Consider the following 23945-nt stretch of genomic DNA (forward strand, 5'->3'; position numbering starts at 1 on the left):
GGTACCCCTCCCCTGGGGCAGGGGAGTCGAATGGGCACAATGGCTCGCCATGAGCGCCACGCCCCTGCCCCATAACCCGTCGATCTGGGCCACGCTGCGCTACCCACAGTTCCGCGCCCTGTGGAGCAGCGGCGGCATCTACTTCATCGGCAACGCCATGCAGACCATGGCCGGCGCCTGGATGATGGTGGAGCTGACCGGCTCGTCCTTCCTCGCCGCCCTGGTCCAGACGGCCGTGTTCCTGCCCATGTTCCTGCTGTCGCTGCCGGCCGGTGTGCTGGCCGACATCACGGACCGCCGCCGCCTGATCCTTACGGCCCTGGTGGTGCAGGCCGTCGCCGGCACGCTGATGGCCGTGCTGCTGCTGGCCGGCATCGGGGGGCCCGGCACGCTGCTGTTCATGATCTTCGTGGCCGGCTGCTGCACGGCGCTGCTGTCGCCGGCCTGGAACTCCACCATCGCCGATTCGGTCACGCGCGCCGATCTGCCCCAGGCCATCACCTGCGTGTCCATCGCCTACAACGCGGCGCGCGCGGTCGGCCCGGCCCTGGCCGGCCTGGTCTTCACGGCCGTCGGAGGCGCCTGGAACTTCGCGCTGGCGGTCGTCGCCGTGGTGGTCATGGCGCTCGCGATCCGCCGCTACCCGCCCAAGCCGCATCCACCCTCGCGGCTGCCGGCCGAGCGGCTGTGGGGCGGCATGATGGCCGCGCTGCGCTTCGCCTGGCATTCGCAAACCGTGCTGGCCCAGCTGGTGCGCACCGTGGCCTACAGCGGCGCGGGCTCGGCGCTGTGGGCGCTGCTGCCCACCATCGGCGCGCAGAAGCTGGGCCTGGGCGCCACGGGCTACGGCATGCTGATGGGCTGCCTGGGCACGGGCGCCGTGCTGATCGGCCTGGTCGTGGGCCAGCTGCGCCACCGCGTGGGTCTGGAAAAGCTGGTCGCCATCGGCTGCGTGGTCTACGCCGTGGTCAACCTGATCGCGGCCTTCGCGCCCTGGCCGGCCCTGGTCTACCTCGCGCTCGTGGCCGGCGGCGCGGCCTGGATGGCGGTGATGTCCACCTTCAACACCGCGACGCAGACCAGCGTGCCGCCCTGGGTGCGCTCGCGCGCGGTGGCCATGCACACGCTGTGCGCGCTGGGCTCGTTCGCGCTGGGCTCGGCCTTCTGGGGCGCCATGGCCGACATCGCAGGCCTGACCTTCACGCTGGTCGTGGCCGCGGCCGCCATGGCCGCGGGCCTGCTGCTGGGCAAGCCGTTTCCGCTGCGCATGGGCGAGGCCCAGGAGGTCACGCAGACCACGCCCTGGGACGAGCTCTACGTGTCCAAGGAGCCCGCGCCCGAGGCCGGGCCCGTGGCCATCGAGATCGGCTACCGCATCCGCGCCGAAGACGCCAGCGCCTTCCTGGAGGCCACCAGCCTGCTGCGCGCCCACCGCAAGCGCGATGGCGCGACCTTCTGGCGCGTCTACCGCGACCTGGCCGACCCCTCGCGCTACGTGGAGCGCTTCATCGTGAGCTCCTGGGCCGACTACCTGCACCAGCGCGCGCGCCACACGCAGGCCGACCACGAACTGGAAGCCCAGGTGCGCGCCTTCGTGCTGCCCGGCGAGGCGGTGGAGATGAAGCACTACCTGGCCGAAGCATGAGGTTCATCGACGCGGGCGCCGTGCATGCGGCCCTGCCCTTCCCCCACCTGATCGCCACGCTGCGCCAGGCCTTCGCCACGCCCTGCCAGGTGCCGCTGCGCCACACCCACGCGGTCGAGGATCGCTTCACCTCGTTGATCATGCCGGCCTGGACCGCGCGCCACTACGGCGTGAAGGTCATCAACATCGCGCCCGGCAATGCCGCGCTGGGCCTTCCCGGCCTGCATGCGAGCTACCTGCTGCACGACGCGGCCACGGGCGTGCCGCTGGCCCTGCTCGACGGCGACGCGATCACGGCGCGCCGCACGGTGGCGGCCTCGGCACTGGCCGCGTCCTACCTCGCGCGTGAGGATGCGCAGCACCTGCTCGTGGTCGGCGCGGGCCGGCTCGCGCGGCTGCTGCCTACGGCCTTCGCGGCCGTGCGGACCATCCGCCGCGTGACGGTCTGGGCGCGCTCGGCGCCGCAGGCCACGGCGCTGGCCGCCCGCCTGCGCGAGGATGGCTTCGACGCGCTGGCCGCGCACGACCTGGCCACCGCCTGCGCGAGCGCCGACATCGTGAGCTGCGCCACGCTGGCCACCGCGCCCGTGGTGCAGGGCGCCTGGCTCGCGCCGGGCAGCCACCTGGACCTGATCGGCAGCTTCTCGCCCCAGATGTGCGAGGCCGACGACGCCTGCTTCGCGGGCGCCGGGCTGTGGGTCGACACCGCCGAGGCACTGCAGAAAAGCGGCGACCTGCTGGGCCCGCTCGCGCGCGGCGTGGTCCGCGCCGAGGACGTGCGCGGCACGCTTTCCGATCTCGTGACGGGCGCCGCCCGGGGCCGTAGCTCGGAGGCCGAGCGCACCGTGTTCAAGGCCGTCGGCACAGCCCTCGAAGACCTCGCAGCGGCGGTTGCCGTCTTCGAGGCCGAGGCTACGCGTCGACCTTGACCTTGCCCTCGCGCACCACCTTGCCCCACTTGGCGGTCTCGCTGGCGATGAACTGCGTGAACTTCTCGCGCGTGCCGCCGCCGTCTTCCGCGCCGTAGGTGTCCAGCCGCTCCTGCACGTCGGGCATGGCCAGCACGGTGTTGACGTCGCGGTTGACCTTGTCGGCGATCGGCGTGGGCAGCTTGCCGGGGCCGACCAGGCCATACCAGGTGGTGGCCTCGAAGCCCTCGAAGCCCTGCTCCTGCATGGTCGGCACACCGGGGTGGCCCTTGGCGCGGCGCGTGCGCGTCTGCGCCACGGCCACCACCTTGCCGCTCTTCACATGCGGCGTGGCGGCCGTCATGGTCTCGAAGCTGTACTGGATCTGGTTGCCCATGAGGTCGGCCAGCAGCGGGCCGCTGCCCTTGTAGGGCACGTGCATGGCGTCCAGACCGCCCTGCAGCTTGAACATCTCCAGCGCCAGGTGCTGGGCCGAGCCGGCGCCGGCCGAGCCGAAGCTGACCTTGCCGGGTTCGGCCTTGCACAGCGCCACGATGTCCTTGAGCGCCGTGGCCTTCTGGCCCGGGCCGGCGATCAGCAGGTTGGGCGTCACGCCCACCATCACGATGGGCACGAAGTCGCGCTGCACGTCGTAGCGCAGCTTGGGCTGCAGGCTGGGCGCCAGCGCATGGCTGTTGATGTGGGCCATCAGCAGCGTGCTGCCGTCGCTGGGCTGCTGCGCCACGTATTCGGCCGCCAGCACGCCGGCCACGCCGGGCTTGTTCTCCACGATGACCGACTGGCCCCACAGGGCCGTGAGCTTTTGCGCCACCACGCGGGCCAGCGCGTCGGTGCCGCCGCCGGGCGGAAAGCCCACGACGATGCGGACCGGGCCCGAGGGCCAGTCCTGCGCGAACAGGGAGGGGGCGCCGAGCGAGGCCGCTGCGGCGCCCACGGCCTGGATCAGGGAACGTCTTTTCATCGCTTGTCTCCGGTGGTGTCGGGATGCCGTGGACGCTTCAGGCGGCGTTCTTGCGCGGCAGGGGGGCCGGATGGCGGGCGAAGTGGTCCATGGTGGCCTGCACGCCGCTGCCGGCCAGCTTCACGCCGGCGAGCTTCAGGCCCATCTCGACGCCGGCCACCATGGCCACCAGCGTCAGGTCGTTGCTGTCGCCCAGGTGGCCCATGCGGAACATGCGGCCCTTGAGCTTGCCGAGGCCCGTGCCCAGCGAGAGGTCGAAGCGTTCGTGGATCAGCTTGCGCAGCGCGTCGGCGTCCACGCCCTCGGGCGTGATCACGCCGGTCAGCACGGGCGAGTAGACGGCCGGGTCGGCGCACTGGATCGGCAGGCCCCAGGCGTTGACGCCCGCGCGCACGCCGGCGGCCCAGCGTTGGTGGCGTGCGAACACGTTCTCCAGGCCCTCGCCCAGCACCATGTCCAGCGCTTCCGAGAGGCCGTACAGCAAATTGGTGCTGGGCGTGTAGGGCCAGTAGCCGGTCTTGTTCATCTCGACGATATCGGCCCAATCGAAGAAGGCGCGCGGCAGCCTGGCCGCCTTCGACGCCTCCAGCGCGCGCGGCGACAAGGCGTTGAAGCTGATGCCGGGCGGCAGCATGAGGCCCTTCTGCGAGCCGCTGACGGTCACGTCCACGCCCCATTCGTCGTGCCGGTAGTCGGCGCTGGCCAGGCCCGAGATGCTGTCGACCATCAGCAGCGCCGGGTGGCCGGCCGCGTCGATGGCCTGGCGCACCGATGCGATGTCCGAGGTCACGCCCGTGGAAGTCTCGTTGTGCACCACGCACACGGCCTTGATCTTTTTCTCGGTGTCCTTGCGCAAGCGTGCCTCGATGAGGTCGGCCTGCACGCCGCGGCGCCAGCTGCCGGCGTTCGGCAGGTGTTCGTCGCGCCCCTCCCAGGCCAGGAACTCGGTGGCGATGCCGAGCTTGGTGGCCATCTTGTTCCACAGGCTGGCAAAGTGGCCGGTCTCGTACATCAGCACCTGGTCGCCTGGGCTCAGCGTGTTGAGCAGCGCGGCCTCCCACGCACCGGTGCCCGAGGCGGGGTAGATCACCACGGGGTGCTTCGTCTGAAAGATCTGCTGGACGCCGGAGAGCACCTTGAGGCCCAGCTGGCCGAACTCCGGCCCGCGGTGGTCGATGGTGGGCAGGCTCATGGCCCGCAGGATGCGGTCGGGCACCGGGCTGGGCCCCGGGATCTGCAGGAAATGGCGGCCGGTGGGATGGATGTCGAGCTGGAGCATGGCAGGTCCTTGGTGGTCGGCAAATTTTTGCATTCAAAAAACAATATGAGGGCATGGATAACCCTATCCTCTTTCGCATCTCACGCACATTTTTTGAATGCAAAATCCATCCGTCAGAGGAAACGCATGGCCGACATCATCGAAATCTCCCGCCTCGCGCTGCACGACCAGGTCGCCGCGCGGCTGCGCACCATGCTGGTGGAGGGCCGCATCGCGCCCGGCGCCAAGCTCAACGAACGCGAGCTCTGCGAGCAGCTGCGCGTCTCGCGCACGCCGCTGCGCGAGGCCATCAAGCTGCTGGCGGCCGAGGGCCTCGTGGACCTGCTGCCCAACCGCGGCGCCGCGGCCGTCAAGCTGACCGAGGCCGACGTGCTCAACACCTTCGAGGTGCTGGCCATGCTGGAGGGCCAATCCGGCGAACTGGCGGCGCAGCGCATCACCGATGCCGAGCTGGCCGAACTGCGCGCGCTGCACTACGAGATGCTGGCCTGCCATGCGCGGCGCGACCTGTCGGGCTACTACCGGCTCAACGCGCTGATCCACACCGCCATCAACGCCGCTGCGCGCAACCCGGTGCTGGCCAACACCTACCGCGCGATCAACGCGCGCGTGCAGTCGCTGCGCTTTCGCACCAACCAGGACGAGGCCAAGTGGCAGCACGCCGTGCAGGAGCACGAGCAGATGGTCCAGGCGCTGCAGGCGCGCGACGGCGCGGCGCTGCGCGAGGTGCTCGTGGCCCACGTGCTGCTCAAGCGCGACACCGTGCTCGCCTTGCTGCGTGCCGGCGAGGTCTACCCGGCCGCCGCCTCCAGAAAAAACTAGAGACATCCCACCATGCACATCGAACCCGCAAGCGCCCTGCTCCCGGCCGGCACCGTGCTGCCCCCCAACGAAACCTGCGAGGCGCTGGCGCGCCGGCTGCGCACGGAGACCGAGGGCGAGGTGCTGTTCGACGCGGGTTCGCGCGGCCGCTACGCGACCGACGCCTCCATCTACCAGATCATGCCGGTGGGCGTGCTGGTGCCCAGGACCGAACGCGACGTGGCCCTGGCCATCGACATCGCGCGTGATCTCAAGGTGCCCGTGCTCGCACGCGGCGGCGGCACCAGCCAGTGCGGCCAGACCACGGGCGCGGCACTGGTCATCGACCACACCAAGCACCTGCGCCGCGTGCTGGACATCGATGTGGAGGCCCGCACCGCCACCGTGGAGCCCGGTCTGGTGCTGGACCACCTCAACACGCAGCTCAAGCCGCACGGACTGTGGTACCCCGTGGACGTGTCGACCAGCGCCCAGGCCACATTGGGCGGAATGGCCGGCAACAACTCCTGCGGCTCGCGTTCCATCGCCTACGGCAACATGGTGCACAACGTGCTCGGTGCGCAGGCCTGGCTGTCCGATGGCGAACTGGTCCGCTTCGGGCCGGTGGCCGGGCTCGGTGGCCGCGGGTCCGCGATCGCCGACCACGTGCGCAGGCTCGCGGCACAGCACAGCGCCGAGATCGCCGCGCGCTGGCCCAAGGTCATGCGCCGCGTGGCCGGCTACAACCTGGACATCTTCTACAACCAGAGCGAGAAGCCCTACACCAGCGACGGCAGCGTCAACCTCGCGCACCTCTTGGTCGGCTCCGAAGGCACGCTGGCCGTCACGCGCAGCCTCACGCTGCAGCTGGCCGAGCTGCCGCGCGCCAAGGTGCTGGGCATCGTGAACTTCACGAGCTTCCACGCGGCCATGGACGCGGCCCAGCACATCGTGAAGCTCGGCCCCACGGCGGTGGAGCTGGTGGACCGCACCATGATCGAGCTGGCGCTGTCCAACCCCGCCTTCCGCCCCACGGTGGAGACCGCGCTGATCGGCCGGCCGGCCGCCATCCTGCTCGTGGAATTCGCCGGGGCCGAGAAGGCGGCGCTGCTGCCGCAGTTGCGCCAGCTGGTGGCGCTGATGGGCGACCTCGGCCTGCCCGGCAGCGTGGTGCAGATGCCCGACGAGGCCGCGCAGAAAAACCTCTGGGAGGTGCGCAAGGCGGGCCTGAACATCATGATGAGCCTCAAGGGCGACGGCAAACCCGTGAGCTTCATCGAGGATTGCGCCGTGCCCCTCGAGCACCTGGCCGAGTACACCGATGCACTGACCGAGGTCTTCGCCAAGTACGGCAGCCGCGGCACCTGGTATGCGCACGCCTCGGTCGGCACGCTGCATGTGCGGCCCATCCTGGACATGCGCACCGATGGGGGCGCCAAGATGCGCGCGATCGCCGAAGAGGCCAGCGCGCTCGTGCGCAAGTACAAGGGCGCCTTCAGCGGCGAGCATGGCGACGGCCTGTGCCGTGGAGAGTGGATCGAGTGGCAGTTCGGCCCGGCCATCAACGCCGCGTTCCGCAGCATCAAGCAGCACCTGGATCCGATCAACCTGCTGAATCCCGGCAAGATCATCGATCCGCCCAGGATGGACGACCCGGCGCTGCTGCGCTTCGCGCCGCCCGCATCACCGCGGCCCTACAAGCGCATCGAACTGAAGCCCGTGCTCGACTGGTCGGCCTGGAACGTGCAGGCCGACCCGGTCACCGAGCTCACGACGCCGCCCGGCACCGGCGGCGACAGCACGGGCGGCTTCGCCAAGGCCGTGGAGATGTGCAACAACAACGGCCACTGCCGGAAGTTCGACGCCGGCACCATGTGCCCGAGCTACCGCGTGACGCGCGACGAGCAGCACCTGACGCGCGGCCGGGCCAACACCTTGCGCCTGGCGCTCTCGGGCCAGTTGGGCCCCGATGCGCTGGCCAGCGAGGAGCTGCACGCCACCATGGACCTGTGCGTGGGCTGCAAGGGCTGCAAGCGCGACTGTCCGACCGGCGTGGACATGGCCAAGATGAAGATCGAGTTCCTGGCGCACTACAAGAAGAAGCACGGCCACACGCTCAAGGACAAGCTGATCGCGCGCCTGCCCGACTATGCGCACCTGGCCAGCAAGATGCCCTGGCTCATGAACCTGCGCAACCGCGTACCGGGGGCGGCCTGGCTGGGCGAGAAGGCGCTGGGGCTGTCGGCCAGGCGCTCGCTGCCGGCCTGGCGCAGCGACACCTTCTGGCGCGCGCGCGACGAACGTCTGTTCGCCAGCCGCGCAGCCACGCTCTCCGCGGCCCAGGCCGGCCAGAAGGCGGCCGTGCTGTTCGTCGACACCTTCAATGGCAACTTCGAGACCGAGAACGCACTGGCCGCTGCGCGCGTGTTGCGTGCCGCAGGCTACGTGCTGCACACGGTCGAGAAGGCCAGCGGCCACCACTGCTGCGGCCGCACCTACCTGGCCAGCGGCATGGTGGACGAGGCCCGCGCGAAGGTCTCCGCGCTGATCGAGGCCTTGCTGCCGTTCGCCCAGGCCGGCATCGCCATCGTGGGCCTGGAGCCGTCCTGCCTGCTCACGCTGCGCGACGAGACTTTGGTCATGGGCCTGGGCGAGAAGGCCGAGCGCGTCGCGCAGCAGGCCCTGCTGTTCGAGGAGTTCGCCGCGCGCGAGGCCAAGGCCGGCCGCTTCGCCCTCGCCCTGCGGCCCGCCGGCCAGCCCATCCTGCTGCACGGCCACTGCCACCAGAAGGCCTTCGGCGCCGTCACACCCATCCTGGAGGTGCTCAAGCTGATCCCGGGCGCCCAACCCGAACTCATCGAGAGCAGCTGCTGCGGCATGGCCGGCAGCTTCGGCTACGAGGCCGCACACTACGCCGTGTCCATGCAGATGGCCGAGGCCAGCCTGCTGCCGGCCGTACGCAAACATCCCGACGCCATCGTCGTGGCCGACGGCACGAGTTGCCGGCACCAGATCGCCGACGGCGCGCAGCGCGAGGCCGTGCACGTGGCCGTGCTGCTGGACCGCCTGCTCGCCGGGCCCGCCTGAGCCAGGCCGCCCCCCGGGCGGCGCGCAGATTTGTCTCATGCCGCGCCATGCATTGCATGCAAATCTTCTGCATTGGAAGATTGAAAACATTTGCAACAGTTTGAAAACCGGCGCGGTTTTCTCTGATGATCGCCGCGTCCAGCCGCAGGCTGGTCCACGGCATGCACCCAGCCAGACGAGACACTGGCTTTTTCCACCGGGACCCGGGTTTACCCAGCAAGGAACACAAGAATGAAGAACATCGTCCGATGGCTGCGCCGCGCGCTGCTGGTGGCAGCCGCCCTGTCCGCCACGCTGGCGGCGCAGGCCCGCACGCTCGAAGAGGTTCAGAAGGACGGCAAGATCATCATCGCGACCGAGGGGCAGTTCGCACCGTTCAACTTCTTCCAGGGCACCAAGCTCAGCGGCTTCGAGGTCGAACTGGCCGAGCTGGTGGCCAAGAAGATGGGCCTGGCGGTCGAATGGAAGGCCCTGGGCTTCGACGCGCTGCTGGCCGGCCTGCGCCAGGACCGCTGGGATCTCGTGATCGCCTCGCACGGCATCACCGAGGAGCGCGCCAAGGCGGTGACCTTCACGCGTCCGCACTACTGCTCGGGCGGCCAGGTGGTGGCCATGGATGCGGCGATCCGGACCGGTGCCGACCTGGCCGGCAAGGTGGTCGCCGTGCAGACGGGCACCACCTACCTCGAAAGCGTGAAGAAGCTGCCCGGCATCAAGGAGGTGAAGAACTTCCCGAAGGACACGGACGCGCGCTCCGCGCTGCTGAGCGGCCGCGTCGACGCCTGGGTCAGCGACCGCTTCGTGGTCAAGCAGTCCTTCGCCAGCGCGCCCAATGCGGGGCTCAAGGTGGGCGACATGGTGTTCATCGAGCAGATCGCCGCGGCGGTGGCCAAGGGCAACAGCACGCTGGCCGCCGGCTACAACAAGGCGCTGGCCGAAGTCATGGCCGATGGAAGCTACGCCGCCCTGTCGACCAGGTACTTCGGCGAAGACGTGCGCTGCAAGTAGGCCTGGGGAGACACCCCTTGAGCTGGACACTGCCTGGCTGGCCCGCCAGCTGGAGCCGGCCTGCGCGCAGCAATGCCACCATGCTGGTGGCCAGCGCCGCGCTGGTGCTGCTGCTGTGGCTGATGGCGCGCATGCTGGCCTGGGCGCCGGACCCAATCGGCCCCAACGCGCAGGCCTTCGCCGACGGCACCTGGACCACCGTGCAGCTGACGCTGGTCGCCGGCGCTGCCGGAGTCATGCTGGGCCTGCTGGCGGCGCTGGCCAAGCTCTCGCCGCTGCCGCCGCTGCGCTGGCTGGCCGCGCTGTACATCTGGGTGGTGCGCGGCACGCCGCTGCTGGTGCAGGTGCTGTTCGTCTACTTCGCGCTGCCCGCGCTGGTGCCGGCCTTCAAGGTCAGCGACTTCGCCTCGGCCTGCATCGCGCTGGCGTTCAACGTGGGGGCCTACAACGCCGAGGCGATCCGCGCGGGCCTGCAGGCCGTGCCCAGGGGCCAGGTGCAGGCGGCGCAGTCGCTGGGGATGTCGGCCTGGAGCAGCTTCGCGGGCGTCGTGTTTCCCCAGGCCATCAAGATCGCGCTGCCCTCGCTGGCCAACAACATCGTGTCGCTGCTCAAGGACTCGTCGCTGGCCTACGCGATCGGCGTGGTGGAACTGACCAACGTGGGCAACCGCCTGCAAGCCGTCACGTTCGAGCCGCTTCCGACCCTGGTCACCACGGCGCTGGTGTACCTGGCCTTGACCACTGTGCTCACACAACTGGCCGGTGCACTGGAGCACCGCTACGACGTGGAAGGGCGCAGGCCATGAGCCATCTCCCCCGCTTCCTCCCCCAAAAAAAGGCATCGCCATGAAGACAAGCACCAAGACCCTGGCCAGCCTGGCCGCCGCCGCTGCCGTCTGCCTGCCCGCCGCGGCGCAGTCGGCCAAGGACTTCGAGGAACTGCGCAACGAAGTCATGCGGCTGCGCAACGAGCTCAACGAGATCAAGGCGCAGAAGGCCGCAGCACCGGCACCTGCCGCCGTGCCGGCCGCATCGGCCAGCGCCGGCGAGGCGCTGAACGAGCGCCTGGGCGCCATCGAGCTGCGGCAGAAGGATGCGGTGGTGGCCGGCGACATCCCGGGCAGCTTCCGGCTGCCGGGCTCCGACACCTCGCTGAAGATCTACGGCTATGCCGAGCTCAACGCGATCCACGACTTCAAGGGCGACAACTCCGGCAACGACTACGCGAGCTTCCTGCCCTACGTGCCCCTGAACGGCTCGACCGCGCGCAAGAACCAGACCCTGGTCCACGCGCGCACCTCGCGCCTGGGCATCGAATCGTCCACACCCACCGCCTACGGGCCGCTGGGCATCAAGGTCGAGGGCGACTTCAACAACGACCCGCGCCTGGGCAACAGCGCCGCCGGCGAAAGCGTCGAGAGCATCCTGACGCAGATGGCCACCAACTCCTACGGGCTGCGGCTGCGCCATGCCTACGGCAGCTTCGCGGGCTTCACGATCGGGCAGACCTGGTCGACCTTCATGGACGTGGACAACGCACCCGAGACGGTGGATTTCAACGGCCCGATCGGGTCGACTTCCATGCGCCAGGGCCTGATCCGCTACACCTACAGCACGCCGGACACGGGCAACTGGACCGTGGCCCTGGAGAACCCGGACAGCTATGCCTACGACGCGACGGGCGCCGTCGTGAAGGACGGCCTGTCCACCGCGCCCGACGTGGTGCTGCGCTGGGACAAGGCCTTCGACTGGGGCGCCGCCAGCATCCGCGCCATGACGCAGCAGATCAAGGTCGTCAACGACAGCGTGCACGCCTCCAAGCGCGGCTACGGCCTGGCGGCCACCACGCTGATCAAGCTGCGTGGCGGACAGGACGCGCTGAGCCTGGGTGCGACCTACGGCGAGGGCATCGGCCGCTACTTCAACTATATCGAGGGCGCCTTCCTCGACGAAGCCCGCAACAAGATCCTGACCGAACGCGTGGGCGGCCTGGTGGTGGGCTACCAGTACAAGGCCAGCGACATCCTGCGTTTCAACTTCGTGGGCGGCTGGCAACGCAACTTCGACAATGCCTACACCGACTTCGCGCTGGCCAACGGCCTGGGCTCGGGGCGCTACGGCATCAACCGCAGCATGTACCAGCTGCACGCGGGCCTGATCTACAACCCGGTGAAGAACGTGGACCTGGGCCTGGAGTACATCCTGGGCCAGCGCAAGACGCTGACGGGCGAGAAGGGCGACCTGTCGCGCCTGAACATGCTGGCCCGCTACACCTTCAACTGACGCATGCGGCGCGACGCCCCCGGGCAGAACCATGGCGCGCCCGTCGCCTGAGCTGGCGGAGGGCCTGGCACTGGCCGGCTCGCCGCACCGCTGGGGCCTGGCGGCGCTGCTGCTCGTGACCGTGGTCTGGGGCACGACGTTCCCCGCCATGAAGGCCATGACCGGCGAGCTGCAGGCCGTGGAGATCATCACACTGCGCTTTGCCGTGGCCTCGGCCGTGCTGTGGCCCTTCTTGCGCGGCATCCGCGGCCCGGAGCTGCGCTGGGGCGGCTGGATGGGCCTCGTGATGTTCGTGGCCACGGCCTTGCAGGTCAGCGGCCTGGCACTCACGAGCAGCAACCGCAATGCCTTCATCACCGGCCTGAACGTGGTGCTGGTGCCCATCCTGGCCAGCGTGCTGGGACAGCGGCTGGGCTGGCCCGTGCTGGCCGGCGCCACCCTGTCGGTATTCGGCATGTCGGCCATGTTCTACGAGGCCGCGCCCTGGGGCCTGGGCGATACGCTGACGCTGGCCAGCGCGTTCTGCTATGCCGTCTATGTGCTGGCCTTGGAGCAATGCGGCAAGGCCATGGCGCGGGCGGGCCAGCACTGCCGGCCGGAGCGGCTGGCGGCGCTGCAGTCGCTGGCCATGCTGGGCCTGGGCTTTGCCGCAATGTGCGTGCAGCCGGGCACGGCGCTGGCGACGCTGCCAGCGCGCGTCCAGGCGCATGCCTGGCCCCTGCTCTACCTGGGCCTGGTGGCCAGCGCCGGCATGGTCTGGCTGCAGGCCTGGGGCCAGGCCCGGGTGCGGGCGGTGGAGGCGGCCCTGATGTACAGCCTGGAGCCGGTGTTCGCCGCGCTTACGGCCGTCTACTACATCCACGAGCTGATGTCCGGCCGCGCGCTGCTGGGTGCCGCCGTCATCGTGCTGGGAGTGATGGTCTCGCAATGGACCGGCAGGATGCGGAGTGCCTGATGGAACACGACTTCGTCTCGGCCTTCATCGTGCTGCTCATCGTCGCCGACCCGCTGGGCAACGTGCCGGTGGTGTTGAGCCTGCTCAAGGACGTGCCGCGGCAGCGCCGGTTGTGGGTGATCACGCGCGAATGCGCCATCGCCACCCTCATGCTGCTGCTGTTCATGCTGGGCGGCGACGCACTGCTCAAGGCCATGCGCTTGAGCCAGGTGGCGCTGGAGATCGCGGGTGGCGTGATCCTGTTCCTGATCGCGCTGGGCATGGCCTTTCCCAGCATGGGCGTGACCGTGGCCAGCGCGGAGCCCGAGGGCGAGCCGCTGCTGGTGCCGCTGGCCATTCCGCTGCTGGCGGGACCGTCGGCGCTGGCCACCGTGGTGCTGCTCGCCTCGCGCCAGCCGGACCGGGCCTGGTCGTGGACGGCGGCCATCGTCCTGGCCATGGTGGTGGTCTGGGCCGTGCTGGCCTCGGCCCAGGTGCTGTCGCGGCGGCTGGGGCCGTCCGGGCTGGTGGCGCTGGAACGCTTCATGGGCCTGCTGCTGGCCGCCATGGCTGTCGAGATGCTGATCTCGGGCGTGCAGCAGGTGATCGCCGCCGCGCCCCATGGCTGAGGCGCGGCGTGGGCCGGATCAGCCCGCCGGGCGGAACATCGGCAGCATGGCGCCGCCTTCGGCCGCCTTGAACACCAGCTCCACGCGCTGGCCGATGGCCAGTGCGTCGAGGTCGCAATCGACGATGTTGGTCATCATGGTCACGCCTTCGTCCAGCCGTACGTAGGCGATCGCGAACGGCACCGGGCCGACGCGGCGGCACACGCTGAAGCTGTAGATGGCGCCCTTGCCGGCCGAGGGCTTGAAGGCCGTGCGGTCGGACATGCAGAACGGGCACTGCGTGCGCGGGTACCAGTGCGGCTTGCCGCATTCCTCGCAGTGGCGCACCAGCAGCTGGCCGCGCGCGGTGCCGGCCCAGAAATCGGCGTTGTCGGGGTAGACGACCGGCGCGGGCCAGCTGCGGTCTTGTGCAAGCGTGCTCATCTCAAGCCCTTTCCATGATCAAGGTGGCGCTGCCGTGGCGCGAGCCGAGCAGGCCGCCCGTGCCCTGCGCGAGCGCGAGCCCGCAGTTCTTGACCTGCACGGCAGGGTGCGCTTCGCCGCGCAGCTGGCGCACGGCCTCGATGACCTTGGTGATGCCGCCGCGGTTGGCCGGGTGGTTGTTGCACAGGCCGCCGCCATCGGTGTTGACGGGCAGCTTGCCGGTGCCCGCGATCAGGTTGCCGTCGGCCACGAAGCGGCCGCCCTCGCCGCGCTTGCAAAAGCCCAGGTCTTCCAGCTGCATGAGCACGGTGATGGTGAAGCTGTCGTAGATCGAGGCGTACTGGATGTCGGCCGGCTTCACGCCCGCCTCTTCGAAGGCACGCGGGCCGGACCAGACCGCGCCGGAGTACGACAGGTCGATGTTGCCGCCCTCCTGGCCCTTGAGTGCCTCGCCCGCGCCGAGCACGTTGACGATGGGGCGCTTCAAGCTGCGCGCGATCTCGGGCCGCGTGACCACGAGGGCGCCGCCGCCGTCACTGACCACGCAGCAATCGAGCTTGTGCAGCGGGTCGGAGATCATGGGCGAATTGACGACGTCCTCGACCGTGACCACGCCCTGCAGCATGGCGTGCGGGTTGTGCTGGGCATGGTGCGACATCGCGACCTTGATCCAGGCCAGCTGCTCGGCCGTCGTGCCCCAGTCGTGCATGTGGCGCATGGCCACCATGGCGTACATGTTGACCGTGACCGGGCCGAACGGTGCCTCGAAGGGCTGGTCCGGCAGGTTGGGGCCCCAGTTGCGCGGCTGCGTGCCGCTGGAGGCCTCCGAGCGCGGCCGGCCGGCCAGCGTGATCAGCGCCACGTTGCACTTGCGGGCCGCGATGGCCTGCGCGGCATGGCCTACGTGCGCCAGGTAGGAGGAGCCGCCCATGTCGGTCGAGTCCACATGGCGCGGATGCAGGCCGATGTGGTCGGCGATGTTCAGCGCGCCCAGGCCAGGCGCGTCGCCGGCGCAGAAGTAGCCATCGACATCGTTGATCGTGAGGCCGGCGTCCAGCAGTGCGCCGCGCGCCACTTCGGCATGCAGCTGGGCCACGGTCTTGTCGGGCGCCTTGCGCGTGGGGTGTTCGTAGGCGCCGACGATGCAGGCCTGCCGTTTGATGCTCATGGCTTGTCTTCTCCCTGGGTCTGGCTTTGTTACGGCGCAGGATCTTCGCAGCGGCGCCGCGGTCCGGCCGTCTCGGCCGGGACATGCGCCGCCTCCCTCTTATTGCATCTGCTGCAGGTTGCCGATGCGCACCAGCATCTCGGTGAACATCTGTATGTCGGCGTCCAGGTCGGCGATCTCCTTGAACTCGTTGGCGTTGTGGGCCGTGTACTTCTTGCCCGGCATGGCGGGGCCGAAGTTGATCGCGTTGGGCATCTGCTTGGCCGTGGTGCTGCCGGCCGTGGACACGGGCGCGGCGGGCAGGCCCGTGGTGTCGCCGAAGATGTTGAGCAGCGTGGCCAGCCAGGCGCCCTTGGGGTCGCGCGCCATCCAGTTGCCCTGGGTGTGCGCCACCTCCACCGCGATGCCGTTGGCCGCGCCCCAGGCGCGCACCTTGGCCTGCGTGGCAGCGCTCAGCGCCTCGGGCGTGTTGCCGCGCGGCATGCGCACATTGGCCGTGACCTCGATCTTGCCCGCGGTCTCGCGCACCAGCGTGGGCGAGGCCGTCAACGGTCCCATGAAGCTGTCGGCATAGGCCAGGCCCATCTTGTTGCCCAGGTAGTCCAGGCCGAACAGGTCGGCGATGTAGCGCGTGGCCTGGGCGTAGCCGTTGTCCACCAGCGGCACGCCCGCGCCTTGCAGGAACAGCGCCAGGCGCGGCAGCGGGTTCACGCCCTCCTCGGGCCGCGAGCCATGGGCCGAGGCGCCCGTGACCTTGAGGTCGACGCCATCGGCACGCGGTGTGACTTCGATCGCGAACTTGCCTTGCGCAAGGTTCGCGGCCACGAACGCGGTGGCCGCGGTCTGCAGGCGCGCCGCCAGCGCAGCCGGTTCGGCCGACTGCAGCCGCGCCGTGGCGGTCTGCGGGATCGCATTGGCCGAGGCCGCGCCGGCCAGTGCCGTGATGTTGGCCGCGCCCGCAGCCGCCGGCCGCACCGGCGCCAGTGTGAAGCTTGCACGCAAGGCACCCGTTCCCTTCTCGGCCACGACCGCCGGGTAGCGGCTGTCGAGCACGATGTTGTACTGCGGCAGCTGGGTGTGCTGCTGGTAGTAGCGGATCGCGTCACCGCCGGTCTCCTCCGTCGTGTCGATCATGAGCCGGATCGTGCGGGCCAGCGGCAGGCCGCTCTCTTTCACGGCCTTCATCGCGTAGAGCACCGTGGCGATCGAGCCCTTGTCGTCGATGCTGCCGCGGCCGTACAGCAGACCGCCCACCCGCGTGAGTTGGAAGGGATCGAGTTTGGTGCCGTCCTCCAGCACCCATTCGCTGGCCACCACCGGCACCACGTCGGCATGCGTGAGGATGCCGAACTCCTCGCTGCCGCTGCCCGCGAGACGGACTTCGAAGACGCGGTTGTCGACGTTGCGGTATTGCAGGCCGAAGTCGGCGGCCATGCGGCCCACGAGCTGGCCGAAGGCGATGATCTGCGGGTCCTCGTGCGGCGGCACCGTGCCGCGCACCGTGGGCAGCGCGACCATGCGCGCCGTCGCGTCGATGACGGCGGCCTGGTTCAACAGCCGGTTGTGCAGGCCCAACAGGCGCGCGGTCTGCTGGAGCTCCTCGGCGCTGAGCGTGTCGCCGCGCTGGCGGCGTTCGGCCAGCGGGCGCAGCGCCGGCTGGTCTTGCGCGACCTGGGCCAGGAAGGCCGCGAAGCTGGCCGGCACGCGGCCCTGCTGCTGCGCCGCGATGCGGTCGAGGTCGGGCTTCTTGAGCGGGACGGCAGGCGCCTGGCCGGAGGGGGTGGCGCAGCCGGTGATGGCCAGCAAGGCAGCGATGCCGGCCAGCCGCAAGCGGGGTTGGAACATGGGGATCTCCTCGGGTCGAACACCCGAGCTTAGCCCCGCGGCCTCAGGGAACGGCGACCTTGACCTGGCCCGTGGCGAAGAAGCTGCGCAGGTTCTCGAGCACGAGGTCGCCCATGGCCTTGCGCGTCTCGTGCGTGCCGCTGGCCAGATGCGGCAGCAGCACGGCGTTCTCGCAGGCGATCAGGCGGGCGGGCACGCGCGGCTCGTCCTCGTACACATCCAGGCCGGCGCCCGCAATGGTCTTGTTCTCCAGGGCCTCGATCAGCGCCTCTTGATCGACCACGGTGCCGCGCGCGATGTTGATCAGGAAGCCCTTGGAGCCCAGCGCGGCGAGGATCTCGCGCGAGATCAGGTGGCGCGATTCGGCGCCGCCTGCCGCGGCCACGACCAGGAAGTCGGCCCAGCGCGCCAGCCCCGCGAGCGTGGCCTCGTAGCCGAAATCCACGCCGTCGACCGGGCGGCGGTTGTGGTAGCGCACCTCCATGTCGAAGCCGCTGGCGCGGCGCGCGATCACGCGGCCGATGCGGCCCAGGCCCACGATGCCCAACTTCTTGCCGCTCACGCGCGTAGCCAGTGGGTACGGGCCTTTGAGCCAGTCGCCCCGGCGCAGGTAGCGGTCGGAATCGGTGAAGCGCCGCGCCGCATCGATGACCAGGCCGAAGGCCGTGTCGGCCACGCAGTCGTTCAGCACGTCGGGCGTGTAGCCCACCGGGATGCCGCGCGCACGCGCGGCCGGCAGATCGACCTTGTCGAAGCCCACGCCGAAGCTGGAGATCACCTTCAGCTTGGGCAGCGCGGCGATGGTCGCGCCATCGATGCCCAGCGCGGCATTGGTCACCACGCCGACGAAACCCGCGCCTTCGCGCGCGAGGAAGGCCTTGGGATCGGCCTCGCCGGCCAGCAGATGCACGTCGTAGTCGATCGCCAGGGCTTGTTCGAGGGCAGGCAGCAGCTTGCCGAGCTGCAGGATGCGGGGTCGGGTCATGGAAGGCAGGTCCGGTCGGTTGGTGAAGGTGGAATGGTTCAGGCGGCGTGCGCCGACTCTGCCGAGGATACGGGAGCGTGCGCCAGCGCCGCGACTTCGGCCGGCGCCAGCGCCTTCATGCGGTGGTCGCTCCAGACCTGGCGCCAGCGCCGCGCGCCGGGCAGGCCATGGCGCAGGCCCATCATGTGGCGCGCGATGGCATGCCAATGGGTGCCGTGCAAGCGCGCCTCGCGCTCCATGTAGCGCAGCATTTCCTCCTCGACCCATTCCCGCGTGCGCAATGGATCCGCTGGCAGGCCGAAGAAGGCGCTATCCCACTCGGCCAGCCACCAGGGGTTGTGGTAGGCCTCGCGGCCCAGCATGGCACCGTCCAGCAGCGCCAACTGCGCGGCGACCTGCGGGGTCGTCTTGAGCCCACCGTTGATGACGATGGTCAGCGCCGGGAAATCGCGTTTGAGCTGGTGCACGAGCTCGTAGCGCAAGGGCGGAATCTCGCGGTTCTCCTTGGGCGACAAGCCTTTGAGCCAGGCGTTGCGCGCGTGCACGATGAAGGTGGTGCAACCGGCCTGGCTGACGGTGCCGACGAAGTCGCGCACGAAGCCGTAGTCTTCGCCGCGGTCGATGCCGATGCGGTGCTTGACGGTGACCGGAATGCCGACCGCATCGACCATGGCCTTCACGCCGTCGGCCACCAGTTGCGGCTCGGCCATCAGGCAGGCGCCGAAGGCACCGCGCTGCACCCGCTCCGAGGGGCAGCCGCAGTTCAGGTTGATCTCGTCGTAGCCCCACTGTTCGCCCAGGCGTGCGCAGTGCGCCAGATCGGCCGGTTCGCTGCCGCCGAGTTGCAGCGCCACAGGATGCTCGCCCGCGTCCAGCCGCAAATGCCGGTCGACGTCACCATGCAGCAGCGCGCCGGTCGTCACCATCTCGGTGTACAGGCGTGCGCGCCGCGAGAGCAGGCGGTGAAAGTAGCGGCAATGCCGGTCGGTCCAGTCCAGCATCGGGGCGACGCTGATGTGGAGCGCTTGATTTTTCTCAACCATCGGGATTCGGAAACGGGCAGGCACAGACGATGCGGGCGCCATTGTCCAGTAGATGCCATCCCCCCGTGGCGGCGGCGGTGAACGCCACGGCAGAGCCAGCGCCGCTGCACGGTGCGCCGCAACTGGCGCGAACCCACAACGAAAAAACCCGGCCGAAGCCGGGTGTGGTGGTGTCAGGACGGGAAGCCGATCAGGCTTGCTTGCGACGCCGCGCCGCGGCAAGACCGACCAGACCTAGGCCCATCAGTGCCAGCGATGCCGGCTCCGGGACCTCGGCAACCGTGATCGGATCACGTGCCCAGACGCTGATGTGGGAGATGTCCTGGTCCTTGCCCTTGTTGTTTTCGAAGTCGGTGTCCATCGTCCAGGTGCCGGTGATCGTGTAGGGCGTGCCCAGGTCGAAAGCGCCATTCATCTTCGTGAAGTCGAAGTCATAGACAGCCCAGCTGGTGCTGGACTTCACCGAGAACGCCAGATGGTCGAAGTTGCTGCGCGAGAACAGGTCGTTCGCTTCGAAGATGGCGATGATGTCCTTGCTGACTTCCAGCGTCCACGTGCCGCCGACGTCGGAGGTCTGGGTCTGGGTGTACTTCAGCACATTGGCCAGCGAGAACGGCGCGCCGCCCTGGGGCGTGACCGACGAGTAGTTCAACTGACCGGCGTTGCCATCGAGTTGGCCCAGCATGATCCAACCCGGATCAACGGCTGCGCCAGCATTCTTCAGCGGCAGCAGTTGGCTGGGCTGAATGAACTGCGTCGGGCTCAGCAGTCCGTACTGGCCGTTGAGCAGACCGTCATTGAGGTAACCGAGGTTGGGCGAGGGGCTCAGCGCGGGGCCGTCGTTGCCAGTGAACACGCCCGCACAACTCGTGGCGTTGATGGGGGTTCCCACAGACGGAATCGCGCCGCCGGAGTACGACGCTGTCGGAGTCGCACCCGTGATCTTCCAGTTCGCAACGTTGCAAGGATTGTTCGGATCAAGCGTCCCGGAGGCGCCGGAGGGGACGGGGCCGGCGATGGCCGCGGCAGAAGAGAGGCACAGTGCAGTGACAGCGAGGAAGGGTAGTTGGAATTTCATGTGAGCTCCTGTTGCAGGAAGTTACACAATTGCAATGCCTATGCCAACCAGAAAAACATGAAATTTTTCAATGACACTCGCCCAGCCAGCTTATAAGTCCTCCAAGCACGTGTAAGACAAGACGACATGCTTGTGTAAGACGTCTTCGTGCGATTGCGCCTCTGCACATGGAGGGCGCCCGTGCGGCGCTCCTCAGCAGGAGCCGCAGGATCGGTTCAATTCTCAAAACAAATGCAGCGCTGCCCTGCCACAGGAGCATGGGACAGGCGCCGAACGATCTCGCAGTGTCGTCCTGACTCGACAAGTTGCGGCACGCAAAGAAAAACGGGTCAGGACTTTTGGATCCTGACCCGTTGGTCTGCTTCTTATTTTTGGTCGGTGTGAAAGGATTCGAACCTTCGACCCCTTGCACCCCATGCAAGTGCGCTACCAGGCTGCGCCACACACCGAAGCCCACGAGTATAGCGCAGTATTCAGGGGATATCGGCGAGCAACGAACGAATTTCAAAAAGTTCACGCCGCACCTGCGCCAAACGCGCTGCCGCACCGGTCTCATCATCACCGATCAGCATCTGCTCGAACGCTTCGAACTCGATCTCGTCCGCCGTCAGAGCATCCGCTTCCACCGCATCAACGTCCGCATCCGCAGCATCCTCCTGTGGCGGTCGGCCGTGCTCCTGCAGCTTGTTGCGCGCCCCGCTGATCGTGAAGCCCTGGTCGTACAGGAGATCGCGAATGCGCCGGATCATCAGCACTTCATGGTGCTGGTAGTAGCGGCGGTTGCCGCGGCGCTTCATGGGGCGCAACTGGGTGAACTCCTGCTCCCAATAACGCAGGACATGCGGCTTGACGCCGCACAAGTCACCGACTTCACCAATGGTGAAGTAGCGTTTGGCGGGAATCGAAGGGAGGGTGTTGCCCATGAAAAGGGGACTGCTGCGCGAGGGCCGCAAAGGTTACCCCAACGACCGGCATGCGCCAAGCAAGCAGAGACGCCGCAAGGCCTGTGCGTCCGCCTTGCATGCGCGTGCTTCAGCCCTGGATCTGGTCCTTGAGTTTGTGGCTGGCGTGGAAGGTCACGACGCGGCGCGCCTTGATCGGAATGGCCTCACCGGTGCGCGGGTTGCGACCCGGCCGCGGCGCCTTCACCCGGATCTGGAAGTTGCCGAAACTGGAGATCTTCACGTCCGTACCGTTCACGAGACTGGTGGTCACCAGGTCGAAGAAGGCATCGATCATGTCCTTGGATTCGCGCTTGTTCAGGCCGATCTGCTCGAACAGCAGTTCGGCCAGCTGCGCCTTGGTCAACGCAGGCGTCTCCAGGCTTTCTACGGAAATCTTCACCGCATCTCTCCGCTCGTCGTTCATCTCGTCGAAATCAACCTGCGCCTGCATGCAAACCTCCTCAAGTGCGAAGCCGCGCGCCCACACGTTCGCCCAGGCTGGCCAGAACGCGCTGCACGCATGACTCGATCTGTTCCTCGGCAAGTGTCGCATCTCCACCGTTCAACACCAGCCGCACTGCCAGGCTTTTCTCGTCGGTTGCCAGGCCTGCGGGTACAGGCGCCCCGGGCTTGGCACGGTAGACGTCGAACAATTCGGCACGGCGCAGTACACCGCCTGCGGCAGCCGACTGGATGGCGGCCATCAGCGCGCTGTGCGTGACCGACTCCTTGACGACCACGGCAATGTCACGCTCCACGTCCTGGAAACGCGGCACGGGCTGCGCAACGGGTACGGGCTGCGCCTGCACGGCATCGAGCTCCAGCTCGAAGAGCACGGGTGCGTGCGGCAGCTCCCAGGACTGGCGCCAGCGCGGGTGCAGCTCACCGACCACACCGATCACGCGGCCGTCGAGCAGCACGCGCGCCGCGCGGCCTGGATGCAGCGCCGGATGCTCGGTGGCCTCGAACACCGCACGCCGCGGGGCGAGCAAGGCTTCCACATCCCCTTTGACGTCGTAGAAATCGACCCGCTGGCCTTTGCGCGACCAGTCCATCGTGTCGGCGTCACCGAAGGCCAGGCCCGCCACGCGCATGGGCTGATGGATGCCTTGGACCGTGGCATCTGTGGTGGCCACCGTCGCATCGCGCAGGAACACGCGACCGAGCTCGAACACGCGCACGCGGTTGGCACGGCGGTCCAGGTTGAACTTGAGCACCTGCAGCAGCGAGCCGATCAGCGAGGAGCGCATCACGCTCATGGGGCTGGCGATGGGATTGAGCAGCGCGATGGGATGGGCATTGCCATGCAAGTCGCGCTCCCAGGCGCTCTGCACGAAGCTGAAGTTGATGGTTTCCTGGTAACCCAGCGCTGCCACGCGGCGGCGCACGGCGAAACGGCTGCTGCGCGATTCGGGCAGCACGCGCGCCGTGATGGGCGCCAGCGGCGGCGTGGTCGGCAAGCGCTCATAGCCGATCAAGCGCGCCACCTCCTCGATCAGGTCTTCCTCGATCTGCAGATCGAAGCGGTGCGGCGGCGGCGTCACGGTCAACACACCCTCGCCCTCTTCCACCGGGAACGCCAGGCGACGCAATGCATCGGCGCAGTCGGCCTGCGTCAGCGGCATGCCGATCACGAGCGCAGCGCGCGCCACGCGCAGCCGCACGGGCTTTCGCGCGGGCAGCTGCAGCGTCTGGTCGTCGACGGGCCCGGCCTCGCCGCCGCAAATCTCCAGCACGAGTTGCGTGATGCGCTCGATGGTCTGCACGGTGCGGCTCGGGTCCACGCCACGCTCGAAGCGGTGGCCCGCGTCGGTGGAGAAGTTGAAGCGGCGCGAGCGGCCCTGTATCGCCTCGGGCCACCAGAACGCGGCCTCGATGTAGATGTTGCGCGTGTCGTCGGAGACGGCCGTGGCGTCGCCGCCCATGATGCCGGCCAGCGACTCGACGGCCTGTGCATCGGCGATCACGCCGACCTTGGCATCCAGCGCCACGGTGTTGCCGTTGAGCAGTTTGAGCTGCTCGCCCTCGCGTCCCCAGCGTACCACGAGGCCGCCATGGATCTTGTCCAGGTCGAAGATGTGCGAGGGCTGGCCGGCCTCGAACATCACGTAGTTGGAGATGTCCACGAGCGGCGACACGCTGCGCTGGCCGCAGCGTGCCAGGCGCTCGACCATCCAGGCGGGCGTGGTGGCCCGCGTGTTGACGCCGCGCACGATGCGGCCCGAGAAACGGCCGCACAGCTCAGGCGCCTGGACCTGCACCGGCAGGCGGTCGTCGATGCGCGGCGCGACGGGCACAGGCTCGGTCACGAGGAGCGGGCTGCCGGTCAAGGCCGCGAGTTCGCGCGCGACACCGTAGACCGACAAGCCGTGCGCCAGGTTGGGCGTGAGCTTGAGCGTCAGCAGCATGTCGTCCAGACCCAGGTGCACGCGAATGTCCTGCCCCAGAGGCGCGTCGGCGGCCAGTTCGAGCAGGCCGCCGTGGTCTTCGCTGAGCTGGAGCTCGCGCGCCGAGCACAGCATGCCCTGGCTCTCGACGCCGCGCAGCTTGCCCAGCTTGATGCGGAAGGGCTGGCCGTCCTCGCCGGGCGGCAGTTCGGCACCGACCAGTGCGCAGGGCGCCTTGATGCCGACGCGCGCATTCGGCGCGCCGCACACGATGTTGAGCAGCTCCGGCTGGCCGACGTCGACCTGGCACACGCGCAGGCGGTCGGCGTTCGGATGCTGGACGGCTTCCTTGATCTCGCCGACGACGATCTTGCTGAACGGCGGCGCGACGGGGCGGCGCTCCTCGACCTCCAGGCCGCCCATGGTCAGGGTTTCGGCCAGCTCGGCGCTGCCGATGGGCGGGTTGCAGAAGGCGCGCAGCCAGGACTCTGGGAATTGCATCGTTGTTCTCGTCTA

The 23945-nt window shown here is 68.8% G+C and carries 20 protein-coding genes and 1 tRNA gene; 9 read left to right on the forward strand and 12 right to left on the reverse strand.

The annotated features are described in order from the left end of the window. Positions 1-49 precede the first annotated feature (49 nt). Positions 50-1645 carry an MFS transporter gene (locus tag IE209_RS02770; RefSeq protein ID WP_189685512.1) on the forward strand — a complete coding sequence of 532 codons (1596 nt, stop codon included), beginning with the start codon at positions 50-52 and terminating at the stop codon, positions 1643-1645. Further along, positions 1642-2574 carry a bifunctional Delta(1)-pyrroline-2-carboxylate/Delta(1)-piperideine-2-carboxylate reductase gene (gene lhpI / locus IE209_RS02775; protein WP_189685513.1) on the forward strand — a complete coding sequence of 311 codons (933 nt, stop codon included), beginning with the start codon at positions 1642-1644 and terminating at the stop codon, positions 2572-2574. The genes IE209_RS02770 and lhpI overlap by 4 nt, the downstream gene beginning before the upstream one ends. Here the strand turns inward: lhpI and IE209_RS02780 are convergent. Together IE209_RS02780 and IE209_RS02785 are read right to left on the reverse strand one after the other, a co-directional pair. Beyond that, a complete protein-coding gene (locus IE209_RS02780; protein ID WP_189685514.1) occupies positions 2558-3535 on the reverse strand; it encodes a Bug family tripartite tricarboxylate transporter substrate binding protein in 978 nt (325 codons plus the stop codon). The genes lhpI and IE209_RS02780 overlap by 17 nt on opposite strands. A 37-nt stretch (positions 3536-3572) precedes the next feature. After that, positions 3573-4814 (reverse strand): pyridoxal-phosphate-dependent aminotransferase family protein, encoded by a 1242-nt coding sequence (locus IE209_RS02785; RefSeq protein WP_189685515.1) that lies wholly within the window; start codon positions 4812-4814, stop codon positions 3573-3575. Between the two features lie 126 nt (positions 4815-4940). Here IE209_RS02785 and IE209_RS02790 point away from each other — a divergent pair, with 126 nt between their 5' ends. From IE209_RS02790 to IE209_RS02820, 7 genes are all read left to right on the forward strand, one after another. Then, positions 4941-5636 carry a GntR family transcriptional regulator gene (locus IE209_RS02790; RefSeq protein ID WP_189685516.1) on the forward strand — a complete coding sequence of 232 codons (696 nt, stop codon included), beginning with the start codon at positions 4941-4943 and terminating at the stop codon, positions 5634-5636. Positions 5637-5648: 12 nt separating this feature from the next. After that, complete coding sequence (locus tag IE209_RS02795) at positions 5649-8702, forward strand: FAD-binding and (Fe-S)-binding domain-containing protein (protein ID WP_189685517.1); 3054 nt, start codon at positions 5649-5651, stop codon at positions 8700-8702. A gap of 231 nt (positions 8703-8933) precedes the next feature. Beyond that, on the forward strand, positions 8934-9710 hold the full coding sequence (locus tag IE209_RS02800; RefSeq protein WP_189685518.1) for an ABC transporter substrate-binding protein: 777 nt from the start codon (positions 8934-8936) through the stop codon (positions 9708-9710). Positions 9711-9727: 17 nt separating this feature from the next. Then, a complete protein-coding gene (locus IE209_RS02805; RefSeq protein WP_373305265.1) occupies positions 9728-10516 on the forward strand; it encodes an amino acid ABC transporter permease in 789 nt (262 codons plus the stop codon). 40 nt (positions 10517-10556) lie between these two features. Next, on the forward strand, positions 10557-11993 hold the full coding sequence (locus tag IE209_RS02810; RefSeq protein WP_189685519.1) for a DcaP family trimeric outer membrane transporter: 1437 nt from the start codon (positions 10557-10559) through the stop codon (positions 11991-11993). Positions 11994-12024: 31 nt separating this feature from the next. Then, positions 12025-12948: a DMT family transporter gene (locus tag IE209_RS02815; protein WP_189685520.1), complete on the forward strand. Its 924-nt coding sequence runs from the start codon at positions 12025-12027 to the stop codon at positions 12946-12948. Beyond that, positions 12948-13556 carry a MarC family protein gene (locus IE209_RS02820; RefSeq protein WP_189685521.1) on the forward strand — a complete coding sequence of 203 codons (609 nt, stop codon included), beginning with the start codon at positions 12948-12950 and terminating at the stop codon, positions 13554-13556. Before IE209_RS02815 ends, IE209_RS02820 begins: the two co-directional genes overlap by 1 nt. An 18-nt stretch (positions 13557-13574) precedes the next feature. Here the strand turns inward: IE209_RS02820 and IE209_RS02825 are convergent, their stop codons facing one another. The 10 genes from IE209_RS02825 to pheT form a co-directional block, all read right to left on the reverse strand. Further along, positions 13575-13979 (reverse strand): Zn-ribbon domain-containing OB-fold protein, encoded by a 405-nt coding sequence (locus tag IE209_RS02825; protein ID WP_189685522.1) that lies wholly within the window; start codon positions 13977-13979, stop codon positions 13575-13577. 1 nt (position 13980) lies between these two features. Beyond that, complete coding sequence (locus IE209_RS02830) at positions 13981-15147, reverse strand: thiolase family protein (RefSeq protein WP_189685523.1); 1167 nt, start codon at positions 15145-15147, stop codon at positions 13981-13983. A 99-nt stretch (positions 15148-15246) separates the two neighbouring features. After that, positions 15247-16992: a dipeptidase gene (locus IE209_RS02835; protein WP_189685524.1), complete on the reverse strand. Its 1746-nt coding sequence runs from the start codon at positions 16990-16992 to the stop codon at positions 15247-15249. A 43-nt stretch (positions 16993-17035) separates the two neighbouring features. Further along, the gene (locus IE209_RS02840; RefSeq protein ID WP_189685525.1) at positions 17036-17977 is read right to left on the reverse strand and encodes a 2-hydroxyacid dehydrogenase; all 942 of its coding nucleotides are present in this window, start codon (positions 17975-17977) and stop codon (positions 17036-17038) included. A 38-nt stretch (positions 17978-18015) separates the two neighbouring features. Beyond that, the gene (gene dusA / locus IE209_RS02845) at positions 18016-19020 is read right to left on the reverse strand and encodes a tRNA dihydrouridine(20/20a) synthase DusA (RefSeq protein ID WP_189685526.1); all 1005 of its coding nucleotides are present in this window, start codon (positions 19018-19020) and stop codon (positions 18016-18018) included. Positions 19021-19210: 190 nt separating this feature from the next. After that, positions 19211-20098, reverse strand: coding sequence for a PEP-CTERM sorting domain-containing protein (locus IE209_RS33730; RefSeq protein WP_229882668.1), 888 nt, complete (start codon positions 20096-20098; stop codon positions 19211-19213). Positions 20099-20470: 372 nt separating this feature from the next. Further along, positions 20471-20547: transfer RNA gene (locus tag IE209_RS02855), tRNA-Pro, on the reverse strand. A gap of 24 nt (positions 20548-20571) precedes the next feature. Then, a complete protein-coding gene (locus IE209_RS02860) occupies positions 20572-21021 on the reverse strand; it encodes a MerR family transcriptional regulator (protein ID WP_189685527.1) in 450 nt (149 codons plus the stop codon). A 109-nt stretch (positions 21022-21130) separates the two neighbouring features. Further along, entirely contained in the window at positions 21131-21493 is a 363-nt protein-coding gene (locus tag IE209_RS02865; protein WP_189685528.1) for an integration host factor subunit alpha, read from the reverse strand. A gap of 10 nt (positions 21494-21503) precedes the next feature. Beyond that, positions 21504-23930, reverse strand: coding sequence for a phenylalanine--tRNA ligase subunit beta (gene pheT / locus IE209_RS02870; RefSeq protein ID WP_189685529.1), 2427 nt, complete (start codon positions 23928-23930; stop codon positions 21504-21506). Positions 23931-23945: the final 15 nt, after the last annotated feature.

The organism is Pseudorhodoferax aquiterrae (assembly GCF_014652235.1).
GTDB lineage: Bacteria > Pseudomonadota > Gammaproteobacteria > Burkholderiales > Burkholderiaceae_C > Pseudorhodoferax > Pseudorhodoferax aquiterrae.